At 71.4% G+C, this 25,801-nt stretch carries 24 protein-coding genes; 16 read left to right on the top strand and 8 right to left on the bottom strand.

What is annotated here, in order from left to right:
• The first annotated feature begins 58 nt into the window (after window positions 1-58).
• The 8 genes from asnB (at window position 59) to SYYSPA8_RS20645 (ending at window position 9,159) form a co-directional block, all read left to right on the top strand.
• On the top strand, window positions 59-1,909 hold the full coding sequence (gene asnB, locus SYYSPA8_RS20680) for an asparagine synthase (glutamine-hydrolyzing) (RefSeq protein WP_323448721.1): 1,851 nt from the start codon (window positions 59-61) through the stop codon (window positions 1,907-1,909).
• A gap of 63 nt (window positions 1,910-1,972) precedes the next feature.
• Window positions 1,973-2,794: an alpha/beta fold hydrolase gene (locus tag SYYSPA8_RS20675; protein ID WP_323448720.1), complete on the top strand. Its 822-nt coding sequence runs from the start codon at window positions 1,973-1,975 to the stop codon at window positions 2,792-2,794.
• 96 nt (window positions 2,795-2,890) lie between these two features.
• Complete coding sequence (locus SYYSPA8_RS20670) at window positions 2,891-3,928, top strand: aminotransferase class I/II-fold pyridoxal phosphate-dependent enzyme (protein WP_323448719.1); 1,038 nt, start codon at window positions 2,891-2,893, stop codon at window positions 3,926-3,928.
• A 141-nt stretch (window positions 3,929-4,069) separates the two neighbouring features.
• Complete coding sequence (locus tag SYYSPA8_RS20665; protein ID WP_323448718.1) at window positions 4,070-5,236, top strand: isoaspartyl peptidase/L-asparaginase family protein; 1,167 nt, start codon at window positions 4,070-4,072, stop codon at window positions 5,234-5,236.
• A gap of 101 nt (window positions 5,237-5,337) precedes the next feature.
• A complete protein-coding gene (locus SYYSPA8_RS20660) occupies window positions 5,338-6,366 on the top strand; it encodes an alpha/beta hydrolase (protein ID WP_323448717.1) in 1,029 nt (342 codons plus the stop codon).
• A gap of 61 nt (window positions 6,367-6,427) precedes the next feature.
• Window positions 6,428-7,132 carry an RNA polymerase sigma factor gene (locus tag SYYSPA8_RS20655; RefSeq protein ID WP_323448716.1) on the top strand — a complete coding sequence of 235 codons (705 nt, stop codon included), beginning with the start codon at window positions 6,428-6,430 and terminating at the stop codon, window positions 7,130-7,132.
• On the top strand, window positions 7,129-8,169 hold the full coding sequence (locus tag SYYSPA8_RS20650; protein ID WP_323448715.1) for a CU044_5270 family protein: 1,041 nt from the start codon (window positions 7,129-7,131) through the stop codon (window positions 8,167-8,169). Before SYYSPA8_RS20655 ends, SYYSPA8_RS20650 begins: the two co-directional genes overlap by 4 nt.
• A 258-nt stretch (window positions 8,170-8,427) precedes the next feature.
• Window positions 8,428-9,159: a DUF6344 domain-containing protein gene (locus tag SYYSPA8_RS20645; protein WP_323448714.1), complete on the top strand. Its 732-nt coding sequence runs from the start codon at window positions 8,428-8,430 to the stop codon at window positions 9,157-9,159.
• Window positions 9,160-9,397: 238 nt separating this feature from the next.
• Here the strand turns inward: SYYSPA8_RS20645 and SYYSPA8_RS20640 are convergent, their stop codons facing one another.
• Window positions 9,398-10,090, bottom strand: a complete 693-nt coding sequence (locus SYYSPA8_RS20640; RefSeq protein ID WP_323448713.1) for a DUF5324 family protein — start codon at window positions 10,088-10,090, stop codon at window positions 9,398-9,400.
• Window positions 10,091-10,326: 236 nt separating this feature from the next.
• Here SYYSPA8_RS20640 and SYYSPA8_RS20635 point away from each other — a divergent pair, with 236 nt between their 5' ends.
• Entirely contained in the window at window positions 10,327-10,860 is a 534-nt protein-coding gene (locus SYYSPA8_RS20635) for a peptidylprolyl isomerase (RefSeq protein WP_323448712.1), read from the top strand.
• Between the two features lie 131 nt (window positions 10,861-10,991).
• Window positions 10,992-11,906 carry a rhomboid family intramembrane serine protease gene (locus SYYSPA8_RS20630; RefSeq protein WP_323448711.1) on the top strand — a complete coding sequence of 305 codons (915 nt, stop codon included), beginning with the start codon at window positions 10,992-10,994 and terminating at the stop codon, window positions 11,904-11,906.
• A 325-nt stretch (window positions 11,907-12,231) separates the two neighbouring features.
• Here the strand turns inward: SYYSPA8_RS20630 and crgA are convergent, their stop codons facing one another.
• The gene (gene crgA / locus SYYSPA8_RS20625; RefSeq protein ID WP_323448710.1) at window positions 12,232-12,489 is read right to left on the bottom strand and encodes a cell division protein CrgA; all 258 of its coding nucleotides are present in this window, start codon (window positions 12,487-12,489) and stop codon (window positions 12,232-12,234) included.
• 141 nt (window positions 12,490-12,630) lie between these two features.
• Here crgA and SYYSPA8_RS20620 point away from each other — a divergent pair, with 141 nt between their 5' ends.
• The 6 genes from SYYSPA8_RS20620 (at window position 12,631) to SYYSPA8_RS20595 (ending at window position 17,181) form a co-directional block, all read left to right on the top strand.
• The gene (locus SYYSPA8_RS20620; protein ID WP_323448709.1) at window positions 12,631-13,410 is read left to right on the top strand and encodes a DUF881 domain-containing protein; all 780 of its coding nucleotides are present in this window, start codon (window positions 12,631-12,633) and stop codon (window positions 13,408-13,410) included.
• Window positions 13,411-13,467: 57 nt separating this feature from the next.
• Window positions 13,468-14,283 (top strand): class E sortase, encoded by an 816-nt coding sequence (locus SYYSPA8_RS20615; protein WP_323448708.1) that lies wholly within the window; start codon window positions 13,468-13,470, stop codon window positions 14,281-14,283.
• 59 nt (window positions 14,284-14,342) lie between these two features.
• On the top strand, window positions 14,343-14,546 hold the full coding sequence (locus SYYSPA8_RS20610) for a hypothetical protein (RefSeq protein WP_323448707.1): 204 nt from the start codon (window positions 14,343-14,345) through the stop codon (window positions 14,544-14,546).
• A complete protein-coding gene (locus tag SYYSPA8_RS20605) occupies window positions 14,546-15,184 on the top strand; it encodes an aminodeoxychorismate/anthranilate synthase component II (RefSeq protein ID WP_323448706.1) in 639 nt (212 codons plus the stop codon). The genes SYYSPA8_RS20610 and SYYSPA8_RS20605 overlap by 1 nt, the downstream gene beginning before the upstream one ends.
• Window positions 15,181-16,398 (top strand): class E sortase, encoded by a 1,218-nt coding sequence (locus tag SYYSPA8_RS20600; protein ID WP_323448705.1) that lies wholly within the window; start codon window positions 15,181-15,183, stop codon window positions 16,396-16,398. The genes SYYSPA8_RS20605 and SYYSPA8_RS20600 overlap by 4 nt, the downstream gene beginning before the upstream one ends.
• A 75-nt stretch (window positions 16,399-16,473) precedes the next feature.
• Complete coding sequence (locus SYYSPA8_RS20595; RefSeq protein ID WP_323448704.1) at window positions 16,474-17,181, top strand: class E sortase; 708 nt, start codon at window positions 16,474-16,476, stop codon at window positions 17,179-17,181.
• Window positions 17,182-17,318: 137 nt separating this feature from the next.
• Here SYYSPA8_RS20595 and pknB read toward each other — a convergent pair whose 3' ends face one another.
• The 6 genes from pknB to SYYSPA8_RS20565 form a co-directional block, all read right to left on the bottom strand.
• On the bottom strand, window positions 17,319-19,379 hold the full coding sequence (gene pknB / locus SYYSPA8_RS20590; RefSeq protein ID WP_323448703.1) for a Stk1 family PASTA domain-containing Ser/Thr kinase: 2,061 nt from the start codon (window positions 19,377-19,379) through the stop codon (window positions 17,319-17,321).
• 181 nt (window positions 19,380-19,560) lie between these two features.
• Complete coding sequence (locus tag SYYSPA8_RS20585) at window positions 19,561-21,015, bottom strand: peptidoglycan D,D-transpeptidase FtsI family protein (protein ID WP_323448702.1); 1,455 nt, start codon at window positions 21,013-21,015, stop codon at window positions 19,561-19,563.
• Window positions 21,012-22,421 (bottom strand): FtsW/RodA/SpoVE family cell cycle protein, encoded by a 1,410-nt coding sequence (locus SYYSPA8_RS20580; RefSeq protein WP_323448701.1) that lies wholly within the window; start codon window positions 22,419-22,421, stop codon window positions 21,012-21,014. Before SYYSPA8_RS20580 ends, SYYSPA8_RS20585 begins: the two co-directional genes overlap by 4 nt.
• Window positions 22,422-22,446: 25 nt before the next feature.
• A complete protein-coding gene (locus SYYSPA8_RS20575; protein WP_407706041.1) occupies window positions 22,447-23,952 on the bottom strand; it encodes a PP2C family protein-serine/threonine phosphatase in 1,506 nt (501 codons plus the stop codon).
• A gap of 136 nt (window positions 23,953-24,088) precedes the next feature.
• Window positions 24,089-24,613 carry an FHA domain-containing protein FhaB/FipA gene (locus SYYSPA8_RS20570; protein WP_323448699.1) on the bottom strand — a complete coding sequence of 175 codons (525 nt, stop codon included), beginning with the start codon at window positions 24,611-24,613 and terminating at the stop codon, window positions 24,089-24,091.
• A gap of 10 nt (window positions 24,614-24,623) precedes the next feature.
• The gene (locus SYYSPA8_RS20565) at window positions 24,624-25,475 is read right to left on the bottom strand and encodes a DUF3662 and FHA domain-containing protein (protein WP_323448698.1); all 852 of its coding nucleotides are present in this window, start codon (window positions 25,473-25,475) and stop codon (window positions 24,624-24,626) included.
• Window positions 25,476-25,801 lie beyond the last annotated feature (326 nt).

Here is a 25,801-nt window from a genome sequence, read left to right as displayed (position 1 = left end):
CACGCGGCGGCCAGGCACGGCGGAGACACGGCGGAGAACACCACCTTACGGAGAGACCATGTGCGGAATAACGGGCTGGGTCGCCTACGAACAGGACCCGGGCGCACGGCGGGACGCCGTCGCGGCGATGACGGAGACCATGTCCTGCCGGGGCCCCGACGCCGGCGGCGTCTGGTACGGCGACCATGTGGCCCTGGGCCACCGGCGGCTCGCCGTCATCGACGTGGCCGGCGGCGTCCAGCCCATGGCCGCCGAGGAGGACGGCAGGGTCTCGGCCGTCATCTCCTACAGCGGCGAGGTCTACGGATTCGCCGCGCTCCGGGAACGGCTGCGCTCCGCCGGGCACCGCTTCCGGACCCGCAGCGACACCGAAGTGGTCCTCCGCTCCTATCTGGAGTGGGGCGAGAACCTCGCCCAGCACCTCGACGGCATGTTCGCCTTCGCGCTCTGGGACGTCCGCCGCCAGGAACTGCTGCTCGTCCGCGACCGGCTGGGCATCAAACCGCTCTACTACTACCCCACCCCGGACGGCGTGCTCTTCGGCTCCGAGCCCAAGGCGGTCCTGGCCCACCCGATGGCGCGGGCCCGCCTCGGCGCCGATGGTCTGCGGGAGCTGATGACCTGGGTCAACACCCCGGGGCACGCCATCTTCGACGGCATGTTCCAGGTCCGTCCCGGCCATGTCGCCAAGGTCTCCCGGGGCAAGGTCACCGAGACCCCGTACTGGAGCCTCGAAGCCCGCCCCCACGAGGACGACCTCGACACCACGGTCTCCCGGGTGCGCGAACTGCTGCGGACGGCGGTCACCGACCAGACCGTCGCCGACGTCCCGCTCTGCTCCCTGCTCTCGGGCGGCCTGGACTCCAGCTCGGTGGCGGCGCTCGCCGCGCGGGCGCTGCGGACACGCGGCGAACCGCCGCTCAACTGCTACTCGGTCGGCTTCACCCCCGCCGGGCCGCCGATGCCGGGGCTGCCCGCGCCCGCCGCCGACGCCGACTACGCGGCGGAGCTGGCCGGCCGGGTCGGCGCCGTCCACGAGCCGATCGTGCTCGATGCGAAGCTGCTGTCCGACCCGGCCGCGCGCGCCGCCGTGCTCCGCGCCCGCGATCTGCCGCAGGGCCTCGCGGACATGGACACCTCCCTCTATCTCCTCTTCCGCACGATCCGGCAGCGCTCGACGGTCGCGCTCTCCGGCGAGGGGGCCGACGAGCTGTTCGGCGGGTACCCGTGGTTCCACCAGGAGGAGGCGACCCGCGCGGACACGTTCCCGTGGATGTACATGGGTCCGGCCGGGGTGCCGCAGGGGCCGTCGTTCCTCGACCCGGCCCTGCCCGAACGCCTGGCGCTGGACGCGTACCGCGCCGACCGCTACAGCGAGGCGCTGGCCTCCGTACCCGCCCTGCCGGGGGAGCCGGAGCCGGAGCGGCGCATGCGGAAGGTCAGCTATCTCTTCCTCACCCGGTTCCTGCCGATGCTGCTGGAGCGCAAGGACCGGATGAGCATGGCCGTCGGCCTGGAGGTACGCGTCCCGTTCTGCGACCACGCCCTGGTGGAGTACGTGTTCAACGTGCCGTGGGCGATGAAGACCTTCGACGGCCGGGAGAAGAGCCTGCTGCGCGCGGCGATGGCCGCCGAGCTGCCCGAATCCATCCTGACCAGGAAGAAGGAGCCCTATCCGACGATCGCCGACCCCGACTACGACCGGATGCTGAAGGGCCGGCTGGGCGAGCTGATGGACGACTCCGGCGCGCCGGTACGGGCGCTGATGGACGAGAAGTCGGCGGCGGAGGCGTACGCGGCGGTACAGCGGGCGGCACCCGAGGAGCTGCGCTTTCTGCGGGTCGGGTTCGAGTCGCTGATCAGGATCGACGACTGGATGCGGGGCTACGGCGTGGAACTGGTCGAGTGACCCCCGGCCCGGCCCTGCGACCTCTGCTTTTTCCCCGTGAACCCCTGATGGAGAGTGAGAACGATGTCTGAAGAGACCGGCCGACGGTTCGCCGGTGTCCGTCACCCGATCCATACGCACATCTGGCCCCACCCGTCCCCCCGGTACGTCGCCGTCTTCGTGCACGGCTACGCCGACCACGCGGGCCGGTACGGGGACATGGCCGGTGTCCTGAACCGGCACGGCGCCGCCGTGTACGCGCCGGACCACCTGGGCAGCGGCCTCTCCGGCGGCCGGCGCGCCCTCGTGGAGGAGTACGAGGACCTCGTCGACGACCTCGGCACGGTGGTGGACCTGGCGCGCTCCGAACACCCCGGTCTGCCGGTGGTCATGATCGGGCACTCGATCGGCGGCATGGTGGCGACGCGGTACGCGCAGCGCGTGCCCGACGCCCTGGCGGCACTCGTCCTCGTCGCCCCCGTCCTCGGTTCCTGGCACACCGCGACGGCGCTGCTGGCGTTCGAGGAGATCCCCGAGATGCCGATCGACGTCGGCGCGGTGATGTCCCGGGACCCCGCCGAGGCGGCCCGTTACAACGAGGACCCGCTGATCTGGCACGGCGCCTTCGTCCGCCGGACCCTGGAATCGGTCGTCACCTGTCTGGACCGGATCAGCGGCGCGGGGAGTCTGGCCTTTCTGCCGACGCTCTGGCTGCACGGCGGCGGCGATCCGCTGGCCCAACTGGAGGAGACCAGGAGCGGAATCGAGAAGATCCGTGGATTCCATCTCGCGGAGCAGATCTATCCGGGCGCTCTGCACGGGATCCTCCACGACCTGGACCGGGAGCGCGCGCTGACGGACACCACGGAATTCATCGACAACGCGCTCTCCGCGCCGACCGGATAAGGATTTCCGCCGGCCTGGCGCACTGTCACCCGGCCTGGCGGTCGGCGCCGGACCGGAATCCCCGGGGCCGGCCGTGAACACGGAGGAAGGATGGTCATGACCGGAGTCGTCGGCTCTGTCCAGCCCGGCGGCGGGCATCGGCTCTCCCTCAATGAGATGCCGCATGTCCCCGTCCCTGACCTGGGCGAAGTCCTGTTGGACTCGCTCCGCGGGGTGAACCGCTACCCCGATCCCTTCTCCCGGGAACTGACCGAGGCCATCGCCGGTGTCCATTCCGTACCGGAAGCCGATGTCGTCGTGGGTCCGGGGTCGGCGGCGATTCTCCAGCATGTCGTGCAGTGGGCGGCGCCGCAGCACGGCGAGGTGGTGTACGCCTGGCCGTCGTTCGACGCCTATCGCATGGTCGTCGCGTCCGCCGGGGCGAAACCGGTGGAGATTCCGCTGAAGGACCACCGGCACGACCTGGCGCGCATGCTGGAGAGCGTCACCGCCGATACGCGGGCCGTGCTGCTCTGCAATCCGCACAATCCGACCGGGACCGCTCTGGGCGGGACGGAGATGCTCGCATTCCTCCGGGGGATACCGGAACACGTCTGTGTCGTCCTGGACGAGGCCTACATCGAATTCGCCCGGGGCCGGGACACCCCGGACGGCTGCCGGATATACCGGGACCTGCCCCATGTGGTGGTGCTGCGCTCCTTCTCGAAGGCGTACGGACTGGCCGGGCTGCGGATCGGCTACGCGCTCGCCGCGCCCCGGACGGCACGGGCGCTGCGCGAGAGGCTGCTGCCGTTCTCGGTGAGCACGGTCGCGGAGACGGCGGCGCGGACCGTACTCGACCGCAGGTCCGAGGTGATGCGGTACGTGGACCGGGTCATCGCGGAACGGGACCGCATCACGGAGGAACTCGGCGGGCAGGGCTGGGACGTCGTGCCGTCGGCGGCGAACTTCTGCTGGCTGCCGATGCGGACCGGGGCCGCGGAGTTCGCTGCGGCGGCGGCCCGCGGCGGTCTGCTCGTCCGCGCGGTGCAGGGCGAGGGCGTCAGGGTGACGGTCGGTGCCGAGCGCGCCAACGACGCGCTGCTGAGGTTCACCGACCACTTCGCGCGGACGGGAGGAGACATCGACCCGTAGACCAGTGGGCCGTAGACCTGTGGGTCCGTGGGTCCGTGGGTCCGTGGGTCCGTGGGGGGTGGTCGGGCACCCTAGTTACGACATGGGCATGTCAGTACGCTCGCCGGGAGCGTCCCTCACCCCCGGACCGAGGAGTGCCCGATGCGTATCCGCCCGCGCCGATCAGCCACCTGGCCGGTGTCCGCCCTGCTCGCCGCCGCCGTGGTGACCGCGACTCTCGCCGTGGTGCCCGGTGCGGCGGACCCGGGGAGGGGACAGGAGGCCGCGGCCCAGGACCGGGAACCGCCCCAGCGGCCGGGCAAGCCCCGCCCCGACGCCCGGAATGTGGTGATCGCCGTGCACGGCGGCGCCGGAGCCGCACTCGACCGGGAGACGACGACACCCGAGCGCGAGAAGGCGTACCGCGACGGACTCGGGGAAGCGCTCCGGGCCGGGCACCGGGTGCTGGCCCGGGGCGGCGACAGCCTCTCCGCCGTCGAGGAGGCCGTCCGCAAGCTGGAGGACAACCCCCTGTTCAACGCGGGCAAGGGCGCCGTCTTCACCGCCGACGCCGGGCACGAGCTGGACGCCTCGATCATGCGCGGCTCCGACCTCGCGGCGGGTGCCGTCGCCGGGGTGCGCGGCCTGCGCAACCCCATCGAGGGCGCCCGGCTGGTGATGGAGAAGTCGAAGCACGTCCTGCTCTCCGGCGAGGGCGCCGACGACTTCGGCGCCCGGCACGGGCTGCGCACCGTCACCCAGGACTACTACTGGACGCAGGCCCGGTGGGACGCGCTGCTGCGGGCCAAGGAGGCCGAGGCGGGCGGGGCCACCGGTACGCGGGGGGCGGACGGGAAGGCCCGGCGCGCCCCGGCCGACCCCGACGGCGCGCACTCCCAAGGCACGGTCGGAGCGGTCGCGCTCGACAGCGGGGGCGACCTGGCGGCGGCGACCTCCACCGGCGGGCTGACCAACAAGCTGCCCGGCCGGATCGGCGACTCCCCGCTGATCGGCGCCGGGACCTACGCCGACAACCGGACCGTCGCCGCGAGCGCCACCGGCGCCGGCGAGGTCTTCATCCGGGGCGCGGCCACCTCCACCCTCTCCCATCTGATCGAGTTCAAGGGCCTGGGCGTGGCCGCCGCCGCCCACGAGGTGGTCGTGCGGCGGCTGCCCCGGCTCGGCGGCCAGGGCGGGGTGATCGCCCTCGACCCGCGCGGCACTTTCGACGCCCCGCACAGCAGCCCGGGGATGCTGCACGGCTATGTCACCGAGGACGGCACCGTGATCACCAAGATCTTCCCGGACGAGTCCCCCGCGAACTCCTGACCCGCCCGGCCTGCCCGTCCGCCCCACCCGCCCGATCTGCCCGCCTCCCCGGGCGGGCGGTGCGCTCCAGCGGCGTACCCGTGCACCGCCGTACGCTGCTGATGAGCCGTCCCGCCAGTCCCAAGCCGTCGGTGCCGGCCGGCAGTCCCGCGCCGGTGCCGGCCGCCGGTGCCGACCGTCGGCGCCGGCCACCCGGGCGGCCGCCGTCCGGGCCGCCCGTCCGTGCAGGAGGAGGAGCCCTGTCCCGCCCACCCCACTCCGCAGGCGTCCGCCGTATCGCGCTGGACGCGGGCGGGCCCACCCTCTCCGCCCTGCTCGCCGAGGCGGACGGACCGCCCCGCGCCACGATCCTCGCCCTGCACGGCGGCGGAATGACCGCCGCCTACTTCGACGGGCAGGCCCACCCCGGCCTCTCCCTGCTCACCCTGGGCGCCGCGCTCGGCTACACCGTCCTCGCCGTGGACCGGCCCGGATACGGCTCCTCCGCGGCCGCACTGCCCGACGGGGCGACCCTCGCCGAACAGGCCGCCACCCTGCGCAGGGCTCTGGACGACCACGCCGGCCGGAGCCCGCTCGGGGCCGGGGTGTTCGTCGTCGCCCACTCGTACGGCGGCAAACTGGCTCTGACCGCCGCCGCGCGCGGACTCCACGACGACCTCGTCGGCATCGACATCTCGGGCTGCGGCCACCGCTACGCGGCTCCGCCGCCCAACGGCGGCCCGCCCGCGTTCGGCGGGCATGGGGGACCCCGGCTGAACTGGGGCCCGCTGACGCTCTATCCGCCGCAGACCTTCGCCCTCGCCGGCTCCGTGGTCGCCCCGATGCCGCTGCGCGAGGCGGCCGAGGCGGCCCGCTGGGAGCGGACCTTCCCCACCGTGGCCGCCGGGGTCCGCGTCCCCGTCCGGCTCACCTTCGCCGAACACGAGGGCTGGTGGCGGCACGACCCGGAGGCCCTGGAAGAACTGTCCGGACTGCTGTCCGCGGACCGGCTGCTGATCGACCGCCAGCCCGCCGCCGGCCACAACATCAGCCTGGGCTGGGCCGCCCGCGCCTACCATCTGCGGGCCCTCGGCTTCCTGGAGGAGTGCCTTCAGGCCCGGGTGTCCGGGCCCGCCGCCCGGACACCGTGACGCCGCGATCATGTGACCCGGATCACGGGAACCCCTTCGCGTGCACCGGACAACCAGTCATGTGGACTATTCGACACACGCCCGCATACGCGACGGGGACCCGTCCGTCTTCCGGGAGCTGTTCGCCGCCCATGCCCCGCTCGTCTACCGGCACGCCGTACGGACCACCGGTGACCGCTCCCTCGCCGAGGACGTCGTCTCGCTGACGTTCCTGGAGGCATGGCGGCTGCGCCACCGGCTGCGGGACGAGGGGGACGGGCCCCGCCCCTGGCTGATGGGCATCGCGGTCAACGTGCTGCGCAACACCACCCGCGCCGCCCGCCGGCACCGGGCGGCCCTCGCCCGGATCCCGTTACGGGACACCGTGCCCGACTTCGCCGACGAGATCGTCGGGCGGCTCACCGACACCGCGCGGCTCGCCGCCGCACAGCGGGCCCTGGGGCGGCTGCGCCGCGCCGACCGCGAGGTCTTCACCCTCTGCGTCTGGTCCGGCCTGGAGTACACGGAGGCGGCGGCGGCGCTCGGGATCCCCGTGGGCACCGTCCGCTCCCGCCTCTCCCGCGCCCGCACACGCCTGCGCGCTCTGGCACAGGAGGAACTGGAACGGCCCGTTCCCCCGACCCCCGCGCCCCCGACCCCCGTACCCCCGTCCCGGGTCGGGGCCGCCGGACCCGGTGGGGAAAGTACGGAACCCGCACGGCGCAACGGACAAGTACCGGGTGGCCGCACCCGAGTGGCCAGGTCGAACGAGGAGAGAACCCGATGAACCGCACCCCCTGGCGACGGCACGAGGAGCCGCTCGACCCGGCGGAGCTGGCACGGCTGCTGCCCGCGCCCGGTGACCCGGATCTGCCGGACGACCGCCGACGAATCCTGGAGGAGCATCTGATGCGAGAGATCGACCCGGCCGCCACGACCGCCCCCGTGTCCCCTGTCCGCCGGCTCCGGCGCCGTCTGCTCATCGCCGTGCCCGTCACTGCCTGCGCCCTGGCCGGGGTCCTGCTCACCGGCGTACTGAACGGCTCGGACGGCGGCGGGCGGCAGGAGGAGATCAGCATGGCCCCCGGCACCGCCGAACAGGTGGCCGCCACCATGGACCGGATCTCGGACGTCGCCGCCCGGAAGAAGATCCCGGTGCCCCGCGACGACCAGTACGTCTACATCAAGAGCACGGTGGCCTACGCCGAGGGCAGTTCCGACGAGAACGGCGATCCGAAGGCCCGGGTGGCCCGTCCGCACACCCGCGAGGACTGGTTCTCGCCCGACGGGAAGCAGGCCTGGTACATCGAGCAGGGGGTGAACGCGCCGAAGGGGGAGACCCTGAGCGACGCGAAGTTCAGGCCCGGCCTGAACTCGCCGTCCTACAACTACCTCAAGACGCTGCCGACCGACCCCAAGGCCCTGCTCAAGAAGATCTACGACGAGCGTCAGGGCGGGAACAGCGACGACGAGCAGGCCTTCGTGACCATCGGCGACCTGCTGCGCAAGCAGCTCGTGTCGCCGGAGCTGTCGGCCGCGCTCTACCGGGCCGCCGCCATGATCCCCGGGGTCGGGCTGGTGGAGAAGGCCCGGGACGCGGAGGGACGCGAGGGCCTGGCCGTCGCCATGACCTCGGACAACGGTCTCGAACGCACTGAGTGGATCTTCGACCGGAAGACCTACGAGCCGCTGGGCGAGCGGACCGTCCTGCTGGAGGACAGGTTCGGGCTCAAGGCGGGCACGGTCACCGGCCAGAGTTCGCGGGGGAAGGCGGTCGTCGTGGACGAGCTGCGCGAGCGCCCCGGGGACGACGACCGGAAGTGACCCGCGCGCCGTGGGCCGGGGCGCCGGGGCCCACCCTGTCGACCCCGGCCCCGGCCCCGGCCTCCGGCTCCCGGTCCACGGCTCCCGGCCCACGGTCCGGCGGCCGTCACAGCGGGGCGGTTTCCGCACCCGGAGTGGTCCGTACGGGTGGTGTTCATCGGAAGAACCGCTTAGCGGCTGCGTCGGTCCTTCGCAACTCGGGGCGCATCCACATCATGAGGAATGTATGTAGATCGCCCAACCCGAAAGCGAGGGGTCATGGCTTCCGTCACGGTCAGAAATCTGTGGACCGCGCTGGTCACCGCTCTTGTCGCGCTGCTCACCCGGATGGGGCTGAGCAACGTCCTCACCACCCGCGAGGCCGCCGCCCCGGCGGCTCCCGGTCTGCCGCCCGTCCCCACGGCCGCCGGTCCGGCCCCGGCCGCCGACGCCGCGCTCCCGGATCCGGATCCGGGAGCCGAACCGGTCGTCGCCGGCCCGGCCACCGCGCACCGGACCGCACGGCGCACCCATCCCCGTACGACGGTACGGGCGTCGGCGGCACGCCGGACCGTACCGGCCAGCCGCAGACCCGCCGGACGGCCGGCGGCGGACCGCCCCGAGGGCAGGCCCACCGCACGTACCGCACGCGCCACCCGCACCACACGGACGGCACCGGTCCGCGACTCCGTACCCGTTGCCGTTCCCGTGCCCACCCGGGCCAGGACGTCGGCGAAGACCTCGGTCAGGAGCGCGGCGCGATCCGCCGCCCGGCCGAAGGTGCCCGCGCAGAGCCGCTGGAGCCCCGGTGCCCGCGCCCGTTCGCTGCCGCCCACCATCAAGCAGCGGATCCGGGCCGAGGCCCACAACACGTCGCCGTCGGTCCGCAAGCTGCCCTCGCTCGACCCGTTGTCGCTGGACTCCGGCTCGGTGACGGTCGTCAGCCGGTCGATCCGCCCCGGCAGCGCGGAGCGCACGGCGGACCGCGCATGGCTGACGACGGCGGCATGAGGGGCCCGGGCAGGTCCCGCGGCAGCGGAACCGTCCACTGCGCTCGGGGTGACGGTCAGGGTGACGGAGGAGCTTCCCGGCCACCGGCCGGAAACAGCCTTCGCCCTGCGGTCACGGACCGTCCGCGGACCACCGGCCATCCGCAGACCACGGAAGGCCGGACACGCTCCGCCAACCAGTGCCACCAGCGCCACCAGAGCCACCGGCGCATCCAGTGGCCTCAGTGGCCTCGGCGCTGTCAGCGGCTCCCGTTCCGCCCCTCCGCCGTTCCTTCCTCACGTGCCGACGGCCCGCCACCGGCCTGTGCCGCCTCCGGGCTGCCGTCGACGGACGTCAGCCGGCCCTCGTCACCCGTGTCGGTCGCCGCCGGCGGCTCCACCAGCCAGTCGGGGTTGGCCTGCCGGTCCCACCACGTCCAGAGCGCGAAGCCGGCGGCTGCCACGGCGCCGACGATCAGCAGCACCTTCCCGGCGTGGGCGGCCTTCGAGTGCCGCTCGTGCTTCCGTACCAGCTTCCGCACTTCCTTCGCCGTCACCTGACCGCGCAGCGCGGCCAGCGCGGCGGAGGAACGGGCCAGCGCCTCGTCCCGGGCGGGACCGGCGGCGGCCACCGCGTGCTCCACGCGGGGTTTGGTGTAGTCGGTCGCCTGACGCGCGGCCCTGCGGGCCCGTACGGCGGCCCGGTGAGCGGCGTCGTCCACGGCGGGCGGCACATGCGGCGCCACACGGGCGTCGTACTGATGACGGGCCTGGAGACGGGCCCGGTGAGTGGCCTCGGAGACCTTCGGGGCGATCCTTGCGTGCGCCTCGTGCGCATAGTGCGCGGCCTGGTCACGGGCCGTACCCGCGTAGGGCGCCACCACTTCCGCGGCGTGCAGCACGCTCTCCCTGGCCGAATCGGTCGCGGCGCGCACGCTGTCCATGCGGGTCACGGGGAACCTCCTCCTCGGGGGCGGTGCGGGGGCTTGCAGTGGTCCCCCGGTTCAGTACATTTCACCTTTCCGTCTGCTGGCACATCATGCCCGCTGACCGTCTGCCCGGCATGCGGTGTGGGCAACCGGGTCATCCGCCCCGGGAGCCGCCAGGAGCCATTTCCACGTGCGTGGCCCTTCCGTGCGAGGATCGTGGGCGACCGGAGCAGTACCCCGCAGATACGGAAGGCAGGACCGTGGCCGAGCAGCTTTACGCCACCCTGAAGACCAACCACGGCGACATCGAGATCCGGCTGCTGCCGAACCACGCGCCGAAGACGGTCAAGAACTTCGTCGAGCTGGCCACCGGCGCTCGCGAGTGGGTCGACCCCAACACGGGTCAGAAGACCACCGCCCGCCTCTACGACGGCACGGTCTTCCACCGGGTCATCGAGGGCTTCATGCTCCAGGGCGGCGACCCGCTGGGCAACGGCACCGGGGGCCCGGGCTACAAGTTCGCCGACGAGTTCCACCCGGAGCTGGCCTTCACCAAGCCGTACCTGCTGGCCATGGCCAACGCCGGCCCGGGCACCAACGGCTCGCAGTTCTTCATCACCGTCAGCCCCACCACCTGGCTGACCGGCAAGCACACCATCTTCGGCGAGGTCAGCACCGAGGCCGGCAAGAAGGTCGTGGACGCCATCGCGAAGGCCGACACCAACCCGCGCAACGACCGCCCGGTCAACGACGTCGTGATCGAGTCCGTCGTCGTGGAGACCCGCGAGGGCTGATCCCCCCTTCTCCCGCGCGGGCCGGTTCGCGCCCGTCGCGGTGGGCGGAGGGAACAAACGCGCCCCGTCCATCCGTCTGGATGGACGGGGCGGTTGTGTTGCACGGAGGATCCGGAAGGGTGAGGTAGCTCATGGAACAGGCGCCGGGCGGCCCGCGCGAGCCGCAGGGACCGCAGGAGCCGCGGGACACCCCGCGGCTGCCCCACTGCTACCGGCACCCGGGCAGTGAGACGGGCATCAGCTGCACCCGCTGCGAACGCCCGATCTGTACGGAGTGCATGATCAGCGCGTCCGTCGGCTTCCAGTGCCCGGAGTGCGTCCGCACCGGCTCGGGGACCGGCCACGACCCGGCGGCGCAGCGCCCGCGCACGATCGCCGGCGGCGCCGTCCACGACGACTCCTTCCTGGTCACCAAGGTCCTGGTCGGCCTCAATGTCGCCGTCTTCGCCCTGGTGCTGGCGCTGGGGGAGCGGTTCGTCTCCCGGCTGGAGCTGATCGGGTACGCGTTCAGCCCCCAGCTCGGCGAGGTGGTGGGGGTCGCCCACGACCAGTGGTACCGCCTGCTGACGGCGGCCTTCCTGCACCAGGAGCTGTCGCACATCCTCTTCAACCTGCTCGGGCTCTGGTTCCTGGGCCGGATGGTGGAGCCCGCGCTCGGCCGGTCCCGCTACCTCGCCCTCTATCTGCTCTCCGGGCTCGGCGGCAGCGTGCTCGCCTATGTGGTCGCCGCGCCGAATCAGCCCTCGCTCGGGGCATCAGGGGCGATTTTCGGCCTGATGGGCGCGTTCGTGGTGCTGGCCCGGCGGATCCAGCTGGACATGCGGCCGGTGGTGCTGATCCTCGGGGTGAGCCTGGTGCTCACGTTCGCCCGCCCGGACATCTCCTGGGAGGGGCACATCGGCGGCTTGCTGACGGGCGGGGCGATCGCCGCCGCCATGGTCTACGCGCCCCGGAAGCACCGCACGCTGGTCCAGGGCGCCGTCTGCGGGGCGGTCCTGCTGGGCCTGGTGGCGGCGGTGCTGATCAGAACGGCCGCGCTGACCTGATCCGTACCCCTGCCGTACCCCTGATCCGTACGTCCTGCCAGCCGCTTCCGGGACCCGGCGGACCGGGCCCCGGAGGGGGCGAAGGACGGTCCCCGGGAGGTCTTTCCCCATGGTTGTCCACAGTGTTTGACCGTGAGCGACGGAGCGCGCGCACGCTGTGGGGAACAGGTGTGCCCCTTGTCGCCGATCCGGGTTTTCCCAGAGGGGACAAGGGGCGGGCACACTCACCCGGATGACGGCTGCGATCACACCGGCGTCAACCTGGCGAAAGGTTATCCACAGATCGTCTGACCTTTTCCCCACTGTGGACAACTGTTGTGGATAACTACTTCCACTGGGTGGAGACACCGAAGCCGGCGGCGATGAAGCCGAAGCCCACGACGATGTTCCAGTCGCCGATCGACTTGATCGGCAGATCGCCCTCGGTCACATAGAAGAGGACGATCCAGGCCAGTCCGACAAGGAACAGGCCGAGCATGACCGGGGCGACCCAGTTGCGGTTCGTCAGCTTGATGGTGGCCGCCTGCCGGTTCGCCGGGGGCGGCGTGAAGTCGGCCTTCTTGCGGATACGTGACTTCGGCACGAGGGACTCTCCTGTCGATGCGCTGCGTGACCGCGCAGGGAACTGTGGCTGGCGTCCGGGGCTGGAGCGACAGGGACCACTGCCTCCCCCGGGCGTCCGTTAGCGTAGTGCTTCCGCGGCGCCTGAGGAGATAAGGGTACGTTGAGCAATTCCGCCAACTCCAGGCCAGGGCGGGTCCACCTTCTCAGAAGACGGACCGGCCGACTGCTCACCGCTGCTGTCTTCGCCCTCGCCGGACTGATCTTCGTCACCAGTTTCAACACCGCCCGGGGCACCGATCTGCGCACGGACGACTCCCTGCTGAAGCTCTCCGACCTGGTCCAGGAGCGCAGCGCCCGCAACGGCGACCTGGAGGAGTCCACGGCGGCCCTGCGCGGCCGGGTCGACTCCCTCGCCGACCGCGACGACGGCTCCACCGAGGCGGAGGACGCCCGCCTGGGCGCGCTGGAGAAGGCCGCCGGGACCAAGGAGGTGCGCGGCCAGGGCCTGACCGTCACCCTCGACGACGCCCCGCCGAACGCGCGCGCCGCCCCCGGCTACCCCGAGCCGCAGGCCAACGACCTCGTGATCCACCAGCAGGACCTCCAGGCCGTCGTCAACGCCCTGTGGCAGGGCGGGGCCCGCGGCATCCAGGTCATGGACCAGCGGCTGATCTCCACCAGCGCCGTGCGCTGCGTCGGCAACACCCTGATCCTCCAGGGCCGCGTCTACTCCCCGCCGTACAAGATCACCGCCGTGGGGGACCGGGACCGGCTGGAGAGGGCCCTGGACGCCTCCGCGGCGCTCCAGAACTACCAGCTCTACGTGAAGGCGTACGGGCTCGGCTGGAAACTCGACGAGCGCGAGACGGTGACTCTTCCCGGCTACTCGGGCACAGTGGATCTCCACCACGCGAAGCCCCTGGGCGAGGACCCGGCCTGACCCGATCGGCCCGCCGGCGCCACCGGACCAGGGGACGGGCAGACGGGGGGTGCGGCGATGTCACGCCCGGTGCGACGGGCCGTCCGGTTCCTCAGCGAGCTGTGCATCACGGCCGGCCTCGTGATCCTGCTCTTCGTCGTGTACGTCGTCCACTGGACGGGTATCAAGGCGGCCGACGCGGCCGACGCCGAACTGGACCGGCTGCGCGACCGCTGGGCCCTGGGCCGGATCGAGGCCCCGGCCGTGCCCCCCGGCACCCCGGCCCCCGTACCGGCCCCCTCCGGTGCCCCGGGCACCACCGGCCCGGCGAGCCCGCCGGCCACCCCCGGGCCCAGGCTCACCCGCACACCGGCGGCCCGGACCGCCCCGGCCGCTCCCACCCCGCCCCGGACCCCCCGCTACCGCCCCGGCGAACCCTTCGCCGTCATGTACGTCCCCCGCTTCGGCCGCGACTGGGACTGGCCGGTCCTGGCGGGCACCGGGGTCGACACCCTCAAAAGGGGACTCGGCCACTACAGCGGCACCGCCGCCCCCGGCCGCACCGGCAACTTCGCCGTCGCCGGCCACCGCCGCACCTACGGCGACCCCTTCAAGGACGTCCCCCGGCTGCGCCCCGGCGACGCCGTGGTCCTCACCGACGGCACGACCTGGTACACGTACCGCGTCGCCCGCGGCCCGTACCGCACGGTCCCCACCGACATCGGGGTGATCGACCCCGTGCCCGCGAAGTCTCCTTTCAGCCGCCCCGGCCGATATCTCACCCTCACCACCTGCGAACCGGAGTGGGGCAGCAGCCACCGCCTCATCGTCTGGGCCAGGCTGGCCGAAACCCGTCCTGTTACCGCCGGTGAACCAGCAGCTCTCCGGGACTGACCCACCAGCCCCCCGCGGCCCTTAGTCTGGAGCGGTACCGAACGGAAAGGGGCACGGCCTTGTACGGCTGGATCTGGCGGCATCTGCCGGGCAACGCGTGGGTACGGGCGCTGATCTCGCTCGCCCTGCTGCTGGCGGTGGTGTACGGACTGTTCCAGTACGTCTTCCCCTGGGCCGAGCCGCTGCTCCCGTTCAACGATGTCACGGTCGACGGGGCGGGCGATGGTGGCGCCGGCGCCGCAGGCGAAGAGGAAACCCCCTGATGAGCGCACGCATCCTGGTCGTCGACAACTACGACAGCTTTGTCTTCAACCTCGTCCAGTACCTCTACCAGCTCGGTGCCGAGTGCGAGGTGGTCCGCAACGACGAGGTCGCCCTCGCCCATGCCCAGGACGGCTTCGCCGGCGTCCTGCTCTCCCCCGGCCCCGGCGCCCCCGAGCAGGCGGGCATCTGCATCGACATGGTCCGGCACTGCGCCGCCACGGGGGTGCCCGTCTTCGGGGTCTGCCTCGGCATGCAGTCGATGGCGGTGGCCTACGGCGGGGTCGTGAACCGCGCCCCCGAGCTGCTGCACGGCAAGACCTCCCCGGTCACCCATGAGGGCAAGGGCGTCTTCGCCGGTCTGCCCTCGCCCTTCACCGCCACCCGTTACCACTCGCTGGCGGCCGAGCCGTCCGCGCTCCCGGCGGAGCTGGAGGTCACGGCCAGGACCGAGGACGGCATCATCATGGGCCTGCGCCACCGGGAACTGGCCGTCGAGGGCGTGCAGTTCCACCCCGAGTCCGTCCTCACCGAGCACGGCCATCTGATGCTCGCCAACTGGCTGGAACAGTGCGGCGACACGGAGGCGGTCCGGCGCTCGGCGGGGCTCGCCCCGGTGGTGGGCAAGGCCCTGGCGTGACCGACCGGCGTCCTGAGGAGGGGTACGACCCCCTGACGGCGTACGGGTACGGGTACGGGTACGAGCACGGGCAGGGCCACGCACACGGCCATGGCTACGGCTACGGGCACGAGCAGGGGCAGGGGCAGGAGGGGTACGCGGGACAGCCGCAGCAACCCCCACCGCAGCAGCCACAGCAGCCGCAGCCCTCGGGGGCCTGGTATCCGCAGCAGCCGGTCCAGGGATACGCCCAGCAGCCCTGGTACGGCGAACAGCCCTGGTACGGACAGCAGGAGGCCCCGGCCGCCGGGCAGCAGCCGTACGTACCCCAGGGGTACCAGCCCCAGGGATACGCACCTCAGGGATACGTACCGCAGGGGTATGCGCCGCAGGCGTACCCGTCACCGGGGTACGTATCGCAGGCGTACCCGTCACCGGGATACGCGGAACCGGAGCACGCGCCCCCCGCCTACGACCCGCCCCCCGAGCCGGAAGCGGAGCGGGAACCGGTGCCGGGGCGCGGGCCCGGCCGGGCCGAGCGCCGCAGGGCCGCGCGCGCGGCCCGGGACAGCCCCGCCGTCGTCGTCAGCAGGGCCCTCGGCGAGGTCTTCATCACCCTCGGCGTGGTGATGCTGCTCTTTGTCACCTACCAGCTCTGGTGGACCAACGTCCTCGCCGGTCAGCAGGCCGACCAGGAGAAGGACAGGATCCAGCGGTCCTGGGCGGCGGGCCGCGCCCCCGGGGCCTTCAAGCCCGGCGAGGGCTTCGCGATCATGTACATCCCCAAGTTGGACGTCGTCGTCCCGGTCGCCGCCGGCATCGACAAGAAGAAGGTCCTCGACCGGGGCATGGTCGGCCACTACAGCGAGGGCCGCCTCAGGACCCCGCTCCCCTCGGCCAGGAGCGGCAACTTCGCGGTCGCGGGCCACCGCAACACCCACGGCGAGCCCTTCCGCTACCTCAACCGCCTCGACCCCGGCGATCCCATCGTGGTCGAGACCCGGGACGCGTACTACACCTACGCCATGGCGAGCATCCTGCCGCAGACCCCGCCCTCCAATGTCCAGGTGCTCCGCGCGGTCCCGCCGGGCTCGGGTTTCAGCCGTCCTGGCCGGTACATCACCCTCACCACCTGCACCCCGGAGTTCACCAGCACCTACCGGATGATCGTCTGGGGCAAGCTGGTCGAGGAACGCCCGCGGGACAAGGGGAAACCGGACGCGCTCGTAGGCTAGGGGCGGTCGGACAGGCCCAGGAGAGGCCCCGGAGAGGCCCAGGACGGGCCCCCGGGCCCAGACGGGAACGATGCAGTGTCACGTACGCGCAGCCGGATCGCCGGTGTCATCAGCCTCTTCGGTGAGCTGCTGATCACCGCGGGGGTCGTCCTCGGCCTCTTCGTCGTCTACTCCCTGTGGTGGACCAACGTCCTCGCCGACCGGGAGTCCGCGCGGCAGGCCGACCGGATCCGCGACGGCTGGGCGAAGAAGGCACCGGGCCCGGATCCGGCAGGGCCGGCGGGGCCCGGCGCGCTCGACACCAAGGACGGCATCGGCTTCCTCCATGTGCCCGCGATGGACAAGGACGAGGTGCTGGTGAAGAAGGGGACCACCCCCGACCAGCTCAACGACGGTGTCGCGGGCTACTACACGGAGCCGGTGAAGTCCGCCCTGCCCTGGGAGAAGAAGGGCAACTTCACCCTGGCCGCGCACCGCGACGGACACGGCGCCAAGTTCCACAACATCCACAAGCTCGACCAGGGCGACCCGATCGTCTTCGAGACCCGGGACACCTGGTACGTCTACCGCGTCCACAAGATCCTGCCGCAGACGTCGAAGTACAACGTGGACGTGCTCACGCCGGTCCCCGCGCAGTCCGGGAAGAAGGCGCCGGGCCGGTACATCACCCTGACGACCTGCACGCCGATCTACACCTCGGACTACCGGTACATCGTCTGGGGCGAGCTGGTCCGCGAGGTGAAGGTCGACAAGGACCGCACCCAGCCGGCCGAACTGCGCTGACCGCGCGCCCCACCCGACGCCTCACCCCACCCCCGCCCGGCCGGCCCTGGCCGGCCCTGGACGGCCGTGTACGGACGCGGGACGGCCCCGGCACCCACCAAGGGGTGCCGGGGCCGTCCCGTACCGTCGTACAGCCTCTAGCGGCCGCCCAGCGCTCCGCCGAACCAGCCGCCGTCGCCGCCGTCGGACTCCTCGCCGTCGCCCTGGTCCCCGGGATTCCCGCTGTTCCCGTTGTTGTCGCCGCCCTGGTTGCCCTGGTTGCCGCCCCCGAGGTCCATGGTGACGACGCTGACCTTCTTGTCCTCGCCCGGCTGCTGGCCGGCCTGCGGGAGCTGCGTCACGACCTGGGCGCCGTCCGAGTTCGGCCCGGTGACCGTGCCCAGCTCCAGACCCGCCTGCGACAGCAGCTGCCGCGCCTCGGCCAGCGTCTTCCCCTGGATCAGCGGCACCGGGGCGACCTGCTCGGGGCCCTTGGAGACCTTGAGCGTCACCGTGGTGCCCTCGCCGGCCCGGGTGCTCCCCTTCGGGTCCTGGCTGATGACCTGGTCCTTGGGCTGGTCCGAGTCCACGTACTCGACATTGACCTGGAAACCGACGATCTGGAGCTGGCTCTGGGCGTCCGCGAGCTGCTTCTGCTCGACCGGCGGCACGGTCCGCATGACCTGCTGCGCCACGGTGAGCGTCACCGTCGAATTCTTCTCGGCCATGCTGGAGCCGCCCGGGCTCTGTTCGAGGACCGTGCCCGGGTCGCCCTCGGAGGACTCCGTCGAGGTGATCTTCACCTTGAAGCCCTTGCGGGTCAGCTGCTCCCGCGCGCTCTCCACGGACTTCTCCGTGACATCGGGCACCTCCACCTGGGGAGCGCCCTCGGAGAGCACATAGGTCACCGTGTCGCCCTTGGCCATGGAGCCGTCGGCCGGGCTCTGGCTACAGATCCTGCCCTTCGGCTGGTCGCACCGCTCCGCGCCGGACTGCGAGACCTTGACGTCGGCGTTGAGGGCCAGCTCCTCCGCCTGCGCGGGGGTCTTGCCCACGAGGATCGGCACATCCACGTCACCGGGCTTCGCGTCGTTGTCGAAGAGGGACCGGCCGATGAGGATCGCGCCGATCAGCACCAGGACGCCCGCCACCACGAGGAGCACCGTCGACGTACTGGACTTGCGCTGCCGGCCGCGCCGCCCGCGCCCGTCGTCGTAGCCGTTGAAGCCCCCGTCGTCCGGGTTGACCGGCGGGAGCATCGAGGTCTGGGCGGCCGCCGGGTCGGTGGGCCGCATGGCCGTCGTGGGCTGCTCCTCCGGCGCGTACCCCCCGTATCCGCCGTAGCCGACCGCGCCCATCGCGGCCGTGGCGGCGACCGGCTGCCCGTCGAGGCACGCCTCGATGTCGGCGCGCATCTCGTCCGCCGACTGGTAGCGGTAGTCGGGGTCCTTGACCAGCGCCTTCAGGACGATGGCGTCCATCTCGGGCGTGATCTCGGGATCGAAGTTGGACGGCGGCTGCGGCTCCTCGCGGACATGCTGGTACGCCACCGCGACCGGCGAGTCGCCGATGAACGGCGGGCGCACGGTCAGCAGCTCGTACAGCAGACAGCCGGTGGAGTAGAGGTCGGAGCGGGCGTCGACCTGCTCGCCCTTGGCCTGCTCCGGGGAGAGGTACTGCGCGGTGCCGATGACGGCGGACGTCTGTGTCATCGTCATCCCGGCGTCGCCCATGGCGCGCGCGATGCCGAAGTCCATCACCTTGACCTGGCCGGTCCGGGTGAGCATCACGTTCGCCGGCTTGATGTCCCGGTGGACGATGTTGTTCCGGTGCGAGTACTCCAGGGCCTGAAGGATGCCGATCGTCATCTCCAGCGTGCGCTCGGGCAGCAGCTTGCGGCCGGAGTGCAGCAGTTCCCTGAGCGTGGAGCCGTCGACGTACTCCATCACGATGTACGGGATGGAGACCCCGTCGACGTAGTCCTCGCCGGTGTCGTAGACCGCGACGATCGCAGGATGGTTGAGCGAGGCGGCCGACTGGGCCTCACGGCGGAACCGGGCCTGGAAGGACGGATCGCGGGCGAGGTCCGCCCGGAGCGTCTTCACGGCGACGGTGCGGCCGAGCCTGGTGTCGTGGGCGAGGTAGACCTCCGCCATGCCACCGCGGCCGAGCACCGAGCCCAGTTCGTACCGCCCGCCGAGGCGACGCGGCTCTTCCATAACTGTTCCAGCCCTCTCCGTCAGTCCGCCGCCGTGCCGGGTCATGGCCCGGCGGTGTGCTGTTCGCGACTACGCTACCGGGATCCCGCGGCCCGACCGGTCCGTGACCGTCACCTGATACCTGACCGGTATCGCCGGGCGGGGCCGGAGCGTACGGAGCGGACCGCGGGGGTGACCCGGGTCACTTCTTGAGAACCGCCTCCATCACGTCCTGGGCGATCGGGGCGGCCAGACCGCCACCGGAGATCTCGTCCCGGGCGGTGCCGCCGGAGTCCTCGACGATCACCGCGACGGCGACCGGGGAGCCCTCGTCGGTCTTGGCGTACGAGATGAACCAGGCGTAGGGGCGCTTGCTGTTGTTCGCGCCGTGCTGGGCGGTACCGGTCTTGCCGCCGACCTTGACGCCCGGGATCTGGGCGTTCTTGCCGCTGCCGTTGACGACGACGTTCTCCATCAGCTCCTGGACCCGCTGCGCGGTGTCCTGGGAGAGCGGCCGGCTCAGCTCCTCCGGCTCGTTCTGCTGGAGCACGTCGACATCGGGCGACTCCAGCCGGTCGATCATGTACGGCTTCATCAGCTTGCCGTCGTTGGCGATGCCCGCCGCGACCATCGCCATCTGGAGCGGGGTGGTGGCCGTGTTGAACTGGCCGATCGCCGACAGCGAGTTCTCGGAGCGCTCCATCTGCTTGTCGTAGACGGAGGCGGAGGTGCGGACGGGGGTGAAGTGCTCCTTGTTGAAGCCGAACTTCTCCGCCGTCTCCAGCATCTTGTCCCGGCCCACCTCGTCCGCCAGCTTGGCGAAGACCGAGTTGCAGGAGATCTCCAGCGCCTTCTTCAGGCTGACGTTCTCGCACCCCTGGGCCAGGTTGTCCATCTTGGTCCGGGTGTTCGGGAGGATGTACGGCTCGGGGGTGTCCGTCGGCTCGTCGACGTCCGTCACCTTGCCGTGCTCCAGCGCGGCGGCGGCGGTGAGCACCTTGAACGTGGAGCCGGGGGGGTAGATCTCGCGGAGCGCCCGGTTGAGCATGGGCTTGTCCTTGTCCTTCTCCAGCGCCTTCCACTGGTCCTCGTCCTTGCCGCTGTAGCCGGCGAAGGACGAGGGGTCGTAGGAGGGGGTGGAGGCGAGGGCGAGGATCTTGCCGGTCCGCGGGTCGAGCGCGGCGACCGCGCCCTTGTTCTTGCCCAGACCCTTGAAGGCGGCCTTCTGCGCGGCGCCGTTCAGGGTGGTGACGACATTGCCGCCCTTCTTCTTGTCGCCGGTGAACATCGCCATCGTGCGGTCGAAGAAGAGCTGGTCGGAGTTGCCCGAGAGGATGCCGTCCTCAAGGTTCTCGATCTGGTTGGCGCCGTAGGCCTGCGAGGCGTAGCCGGTCACCGGGGCCCACATGGGGCCGTCGATATAGGTCCGCTTGTAGACAAAGTCGGTGTCGTCGGTCTTTATGGACCCGGTGATGGGCTTGCTGTCGACGATGATGTTGCCGCGCTCGCTGGCGTACCGGTCGATGTTGATCCGGCGGTTGCGGTCGTTCTCGTTGAGTTCGTCCGCCTGGAAGTACTGGAGCCAGTTGGCGCGCACCAGCAGGGCGAGAATCAGCACACCACAGAAGATCGCGATCCGGCGCAGGGGCTTGTTCACGGTCGGACCACCTGGGTCATCTCGACGTCCGGGGACGGGGCGGGCGCGGGGGCGGGGCGGCGCGCGGTGTCGCTGATACGGATCAGGATCGCGATCAGCGCCCAGTTGGCGATCACGGAGGAACCACCGGCCGCGAGGAACGGCATGGTCATACCGGTCAGCGGGATCAGGCCCATCACACCGCCGGCCACCACGAAGACCTGGATGGCGAAGGCGCCGGAGAGACCGACCGCCAGCAGCTTGCCGAAGGGGTCGCGGGCGGCGAGCGCGGTGCGCACACCGCGCTCCACGATCAGGCCATAGATCATGAAGAAGGCCATGACCCCGGCGAGTCCCAGCTCCTCGCCCACGGTGGAGAGGATGAAGTCGGAGTTGGCGGCGAAGCCGATCAGGTCGGAGTTGCCCTGGCCCCAGCCGGTGCCCAGGGTGCCGCCCGCGCCGAAGGACATCAGGGCCTGGCCGACCTGGTCGCTCTGGCCCCACACCGCGTCGGAGAAGGGGTTGAGCCAGGCGTCCACACGCTGCTGGACATGGGTGGCGAAGGTGGCGACGCCGACCGCTCCGGCCGCCGACATCAGCAGGCCGAAGACGATCCAGCTGGTCCGCTCGGTGGCCACGTACAGCATGATCACGAACATGCCGAAGAACAGCAGCGAGGTGCCGAGGTCGGTCTCGAAGACCAGGATCAGGATCGACATCCCCCAGACCACGAGGATGGGGCCGAGGTCCCGGCCGCGCGGCAGATAGAGGCCGAGGAAGCGGCGGCTGGCGAGCGCCAGGGCGTCCCGTTTCACCATGAGATAGCCGGAGAAGAAGACCGCGATGATGATCTTGGCGAACTCGCCGGGCTGGACGTTGATGGGGCCGAGGCTGATCCAGATCTTCGCGCCGTTGCGGGCGGGGAAGAACATCGGCAGCATCAGCAGGACCAGGGCCACCGCCATCGAGATGTAGGTGTACCGCTGGAGGATCCGGTGGTCCTTGAGGAGCAGCAGTACGCCGACGAAGAGCGCCACGCCGATCGCCGAGTACAGCATCTGCTTGGGCGCGTCGGGGGTGAACGTGCCCCAGGCGCCCTCCGCGCGCTGGATCAGCCGCGGCGACTGGTCCAGCCGCCAGATCAGCACCAGCCCCAGCCCGTTGAGCAGCACCGCGAGCGGCAGCAGCAGCGGGTCGGCGTACTTGGCGAACTTCCGCACCACCAGATGGGCGATGGCGGCCAGCAGGGCGAGGCCCAGACCGTAACCGAGGACTCCGGTGGGCAGCTCGCCGTCGATGGCGAGGCCCACGTTGATGTACGCGAAGACCGGGATGGCCACCGCGAAGGCGAGCAGCATCAGCTCGGTGTTGCGGCGGCTCGGTGCTTCGATGGCGCCGATCGTGGTGGTGTTGGTGACAACGCTCATGGCGGAGAGGGCCCCCTACGGCTGATTACTGCTTACCGCAGTTCGAGGCCAGCTTCTGCTCCTGCTCCGAGAAGACAGGTCCCGGCGGAGGAGTGGGAGAGGCAGCGGTCGGTTTCTTCGATTCGGGCTTCCGCTCGGCTCCCGGCGAGGCACTGGCGCCGGGGGTCGGGGACGGGCTGGTCTTCTCGGCCGGCGGCGCGGCGGCGACCTTGTCGGCCGCCTCCCGGCGCTGCTCCTCCTTCATGCAGGCGTTCGCCTGCGCGGAGAGCTCGCCGATCTTCGCCCTGGCCTTGTCGAGGCTCTTCTCGGCGATGGTCGCCTCGACCTGCTTGCGCTGGTAGGGCGGGAGGTACTTGAGTTCGATCTCGGGGTGGTCCCGCTTCACCTCGGAGAGCGAGATCCACGCCAGGTCCTGGCTGATGCCCTGGTAGAGCGCCACATGGCCGCTCTTGGTGCCGACGTAGTACTGCGTCTGCGTCCAGCGGTAGCCCGCGTAGAGGCTGCCGCCGACGACGCCGAGCGCCAGCACGGCGTAGAACGAGCGCTTCAGCCAGGTGCGGCCGCGGCCGGGCTTGACGAAGTCGTCGTCGGTGTACGCGTCGAAGCTGCCGTCGGGGGTGTCGTAGCCGTCCCCGCCGCCCGCGCGCGGGTCGTGGTAGCCGCCCTGCTGCTGGGGGCGGCCGAGACCGGAGGCGCGGCCCGCCGGGGTCTGCATGGCGCCGCCGTCGTTCAGCTGGAGCTGGTTCTCGGCGACCGCGCCGACGACCACCGGGATGTCGCTGAGCTGCCCGGCCATCGCGTCGCCCGCGTCGGTGTCCAGGACATCGGCCACGATGCAGGTGATGTTGTCGGGGCCGCCGCCGCGCAGGGCGAGCTGGATCAGGTTCTGGATGGTCTCCTGCGGGCCCTGGTAGCTCGCGAGGGTCTCCTCCAGGGTCTGGTGCGAGACCACCCCGGAGAGGCCGTCGGAGCAGATCAGATAGCGGTCGCCGATCCGGACCTCACGGATGGAGAGATCGGGCTCGACATGGTCGCCGCTGCCCAGCGCGCGCATCAGCAGCGAGCGCTGCGGATGCGTGGTGGCCTCCTCCTCGGTGATCCGGCCCTCGTCCACCAGCCGCTGCACCCAGGTGTGGTCCTGGGTGATCTGGGTGAGGACGCCGTCCCGCAGGAGGTAGGCCCGGGAGTCGCCGACATGGACCAGGCCGAGGCGCTGCCCCGTCCACAGCAGGGCGGTGAGCGTGGTGCCCATGCCCTCCAGCTGCGGGTCCTCCTCGACCATCAGGCGCAACTGATCGTTGGCGCGCTGCACGGCCGTGCCGAGCGAGGTGAGGATGTCGGAGCCGGGGACGTCGTCGTCGAGCTGGACGAGCGTGGAGATGACCTCCGAGGAGGCGACCTCCCCGGCCGCCTGGCCGCCCATCCCGTCGGCGATGGCGAGCAGCCGGGGACCGGCGTAGCCGGAGTCCTCGTTGCCCTCCCGGATCATGCCCTTGTGCGATCCGGCGGCGAAGCGCAGAGACAGGCTCATGCGCACCTCGCCGGTCGGCTCGGGGTACAGCCGGTCTCGCGCCACACTGCCCGCCCTCCGGTCGGGAGCCGGTCCCGGTCCGCTGTGGGGACCGCTGTGGCTCGCTCGCTCCGCTCGCGCACTGTCATATGTCCTACTACTTCCGCAGCTCGATGACGGTCTTGCCGATGCGGATCGGCGTGCCCGGCGGAATCGGTGTCGGCGTGGTGAGCCGGGCCCGGTCGAGGTAGGTGCCGTTGGTGGACCCGAGGTCCTCGACGATCCACTGGCCGTCACGGTCCGGGTAGATCCTGGCATGCCGGCTGGACGCGTAGTCGTCGTCCAGCACGATCGTGGAGTCGTGCGCCCGGCCCAGGGTGATGGTCTGGCCCTGGAGCGCCACGGTGGTGCCGGTGAGGCTCCCCTCGGAGACCACCAGCTTGGTCGGGGCGCCACGGCGCTGCCGGCCGGCCGGCTGCTGGCGCTGCTGCCGCTGCTGCGGAGGAGCGGCCTGGCGTGGCTGCTGGGCGGGACGGTTCTCACCCCCGCCGCGCCGCGCGCCGCGCTGGGTGACACGCGTCCCGAATAGGTCGCTGCGGATGACCTGGACGGCCACGATGACGAACAGCCACAGAACGGCCAGGAAACCCAGCCGCATGACCGTCAGGGTCAGCTCTGACATTGCCCCCGCTTCACCCTTCGGCTTGCCGGTAAACGATGGTGGTGCTGCCCACGACGATCCGCGAGCCGTCGCGGAGCGTAGCGCGGGTGGTGTGCTGCCCGTCCACCACGATGCCGTTGGTGGACCCGAGATCCTGGATCGTCGAGGGCGTTCCGGTCCGGATCTCGCAGTGCCGGCGGGAGACGCCGGGGTCGTCGATCCGCACGTCGGCTTCGGTGCTGCGGCCCAGCACCAGCGTCGGGCGGGAGATCTGGTGGCGGGTGCCGTTGATCTCGATCCAGCGCCGTACCTGGCCGCCCGGCGCGGGGCCGGGACCAGGGCCGCCCGGAGCGCGGTCCGGGACGGCGGAGAGGCCGGGGCGGGCGCCCGGGGGCGGCCCCGCGGGCATCGGGGGCGGCGCGGCGGCCGCCGGCCGCCCGAAGCCGCCGCCGTGCGCGTCGGCGCCCTGGTCCCGGCCGGCCGCGGCCTGGTCGGGCGATTGCGACGTGCTCGACGCGAGGGTGCGGCTGCGCACCCGGTACAGACCCGTGTCGAGGTCGTCGGCCTTCTCCAGATGGACCTTGATGGGGCCCATGAAGGTGTAGCGCTGCTGCTTGGCGTAGTCGCGGACGAGACCGGCCAGCTCGTCGCCGAGCTGGCCCGAGTAGGGACTCAGCCGCTCAAAGTCGGGCGCGCTCAGCTCGACGATGAAGTCATTGGGGACGACGGTCCGGTCACGATTCCAGATCGTCGCGTTGTTGTCGCACTCGCGCTGGAGGGCACCGGCGATCTCCACCGGCTGTACCTCGGACTTGAAGACCTTGGCGAAGGTGCCGTTGACCAGGCCTTCGAGACGCTGCTCGAAACGCTTCAGGACTCCCATCGGGCACCTCCTCCGTTGCTGCCGTCCTGATACTGCTTACTGATCGTATCCACGCGTCGGGAAATCGGCTGGTTCCCCTTGTCTGCCCCGTTGATGAGTGTCACCTCTCACACGGATCGTAGAGGCGGCCTGATGACAGTGTCCCGCACCCGGGGGAAGCCGGGGAGGAGCGGGGGCGGCGGGGAGGGGGCTCGGGGGCGGCCCCGGCGTGGTGCTCTCCGGTCCTGCCCGGTTCTGTGCTGTTCTGTGGCGTTCTTCCTGGTGTTTGCCTTCCGGACCTGTTCTCCCCGTTTCCTCTCCCTGTCTCGTCCCTCCGTTCCCTCCCG

This window comes from Streptomyces yaizuensis, from assembly GCF_034961445.1.
In the GTDB taxonomy this organism is placed as follows: Bacteria; Actinomycetota; Actinomycetes; order Streptomycetales; family Streptomycetaceae; genus Streptomyces; species Streptomyces yaizuensis.
This window is presented reverse-complemented; position numbering and strand designations above follow the sequence as displayed.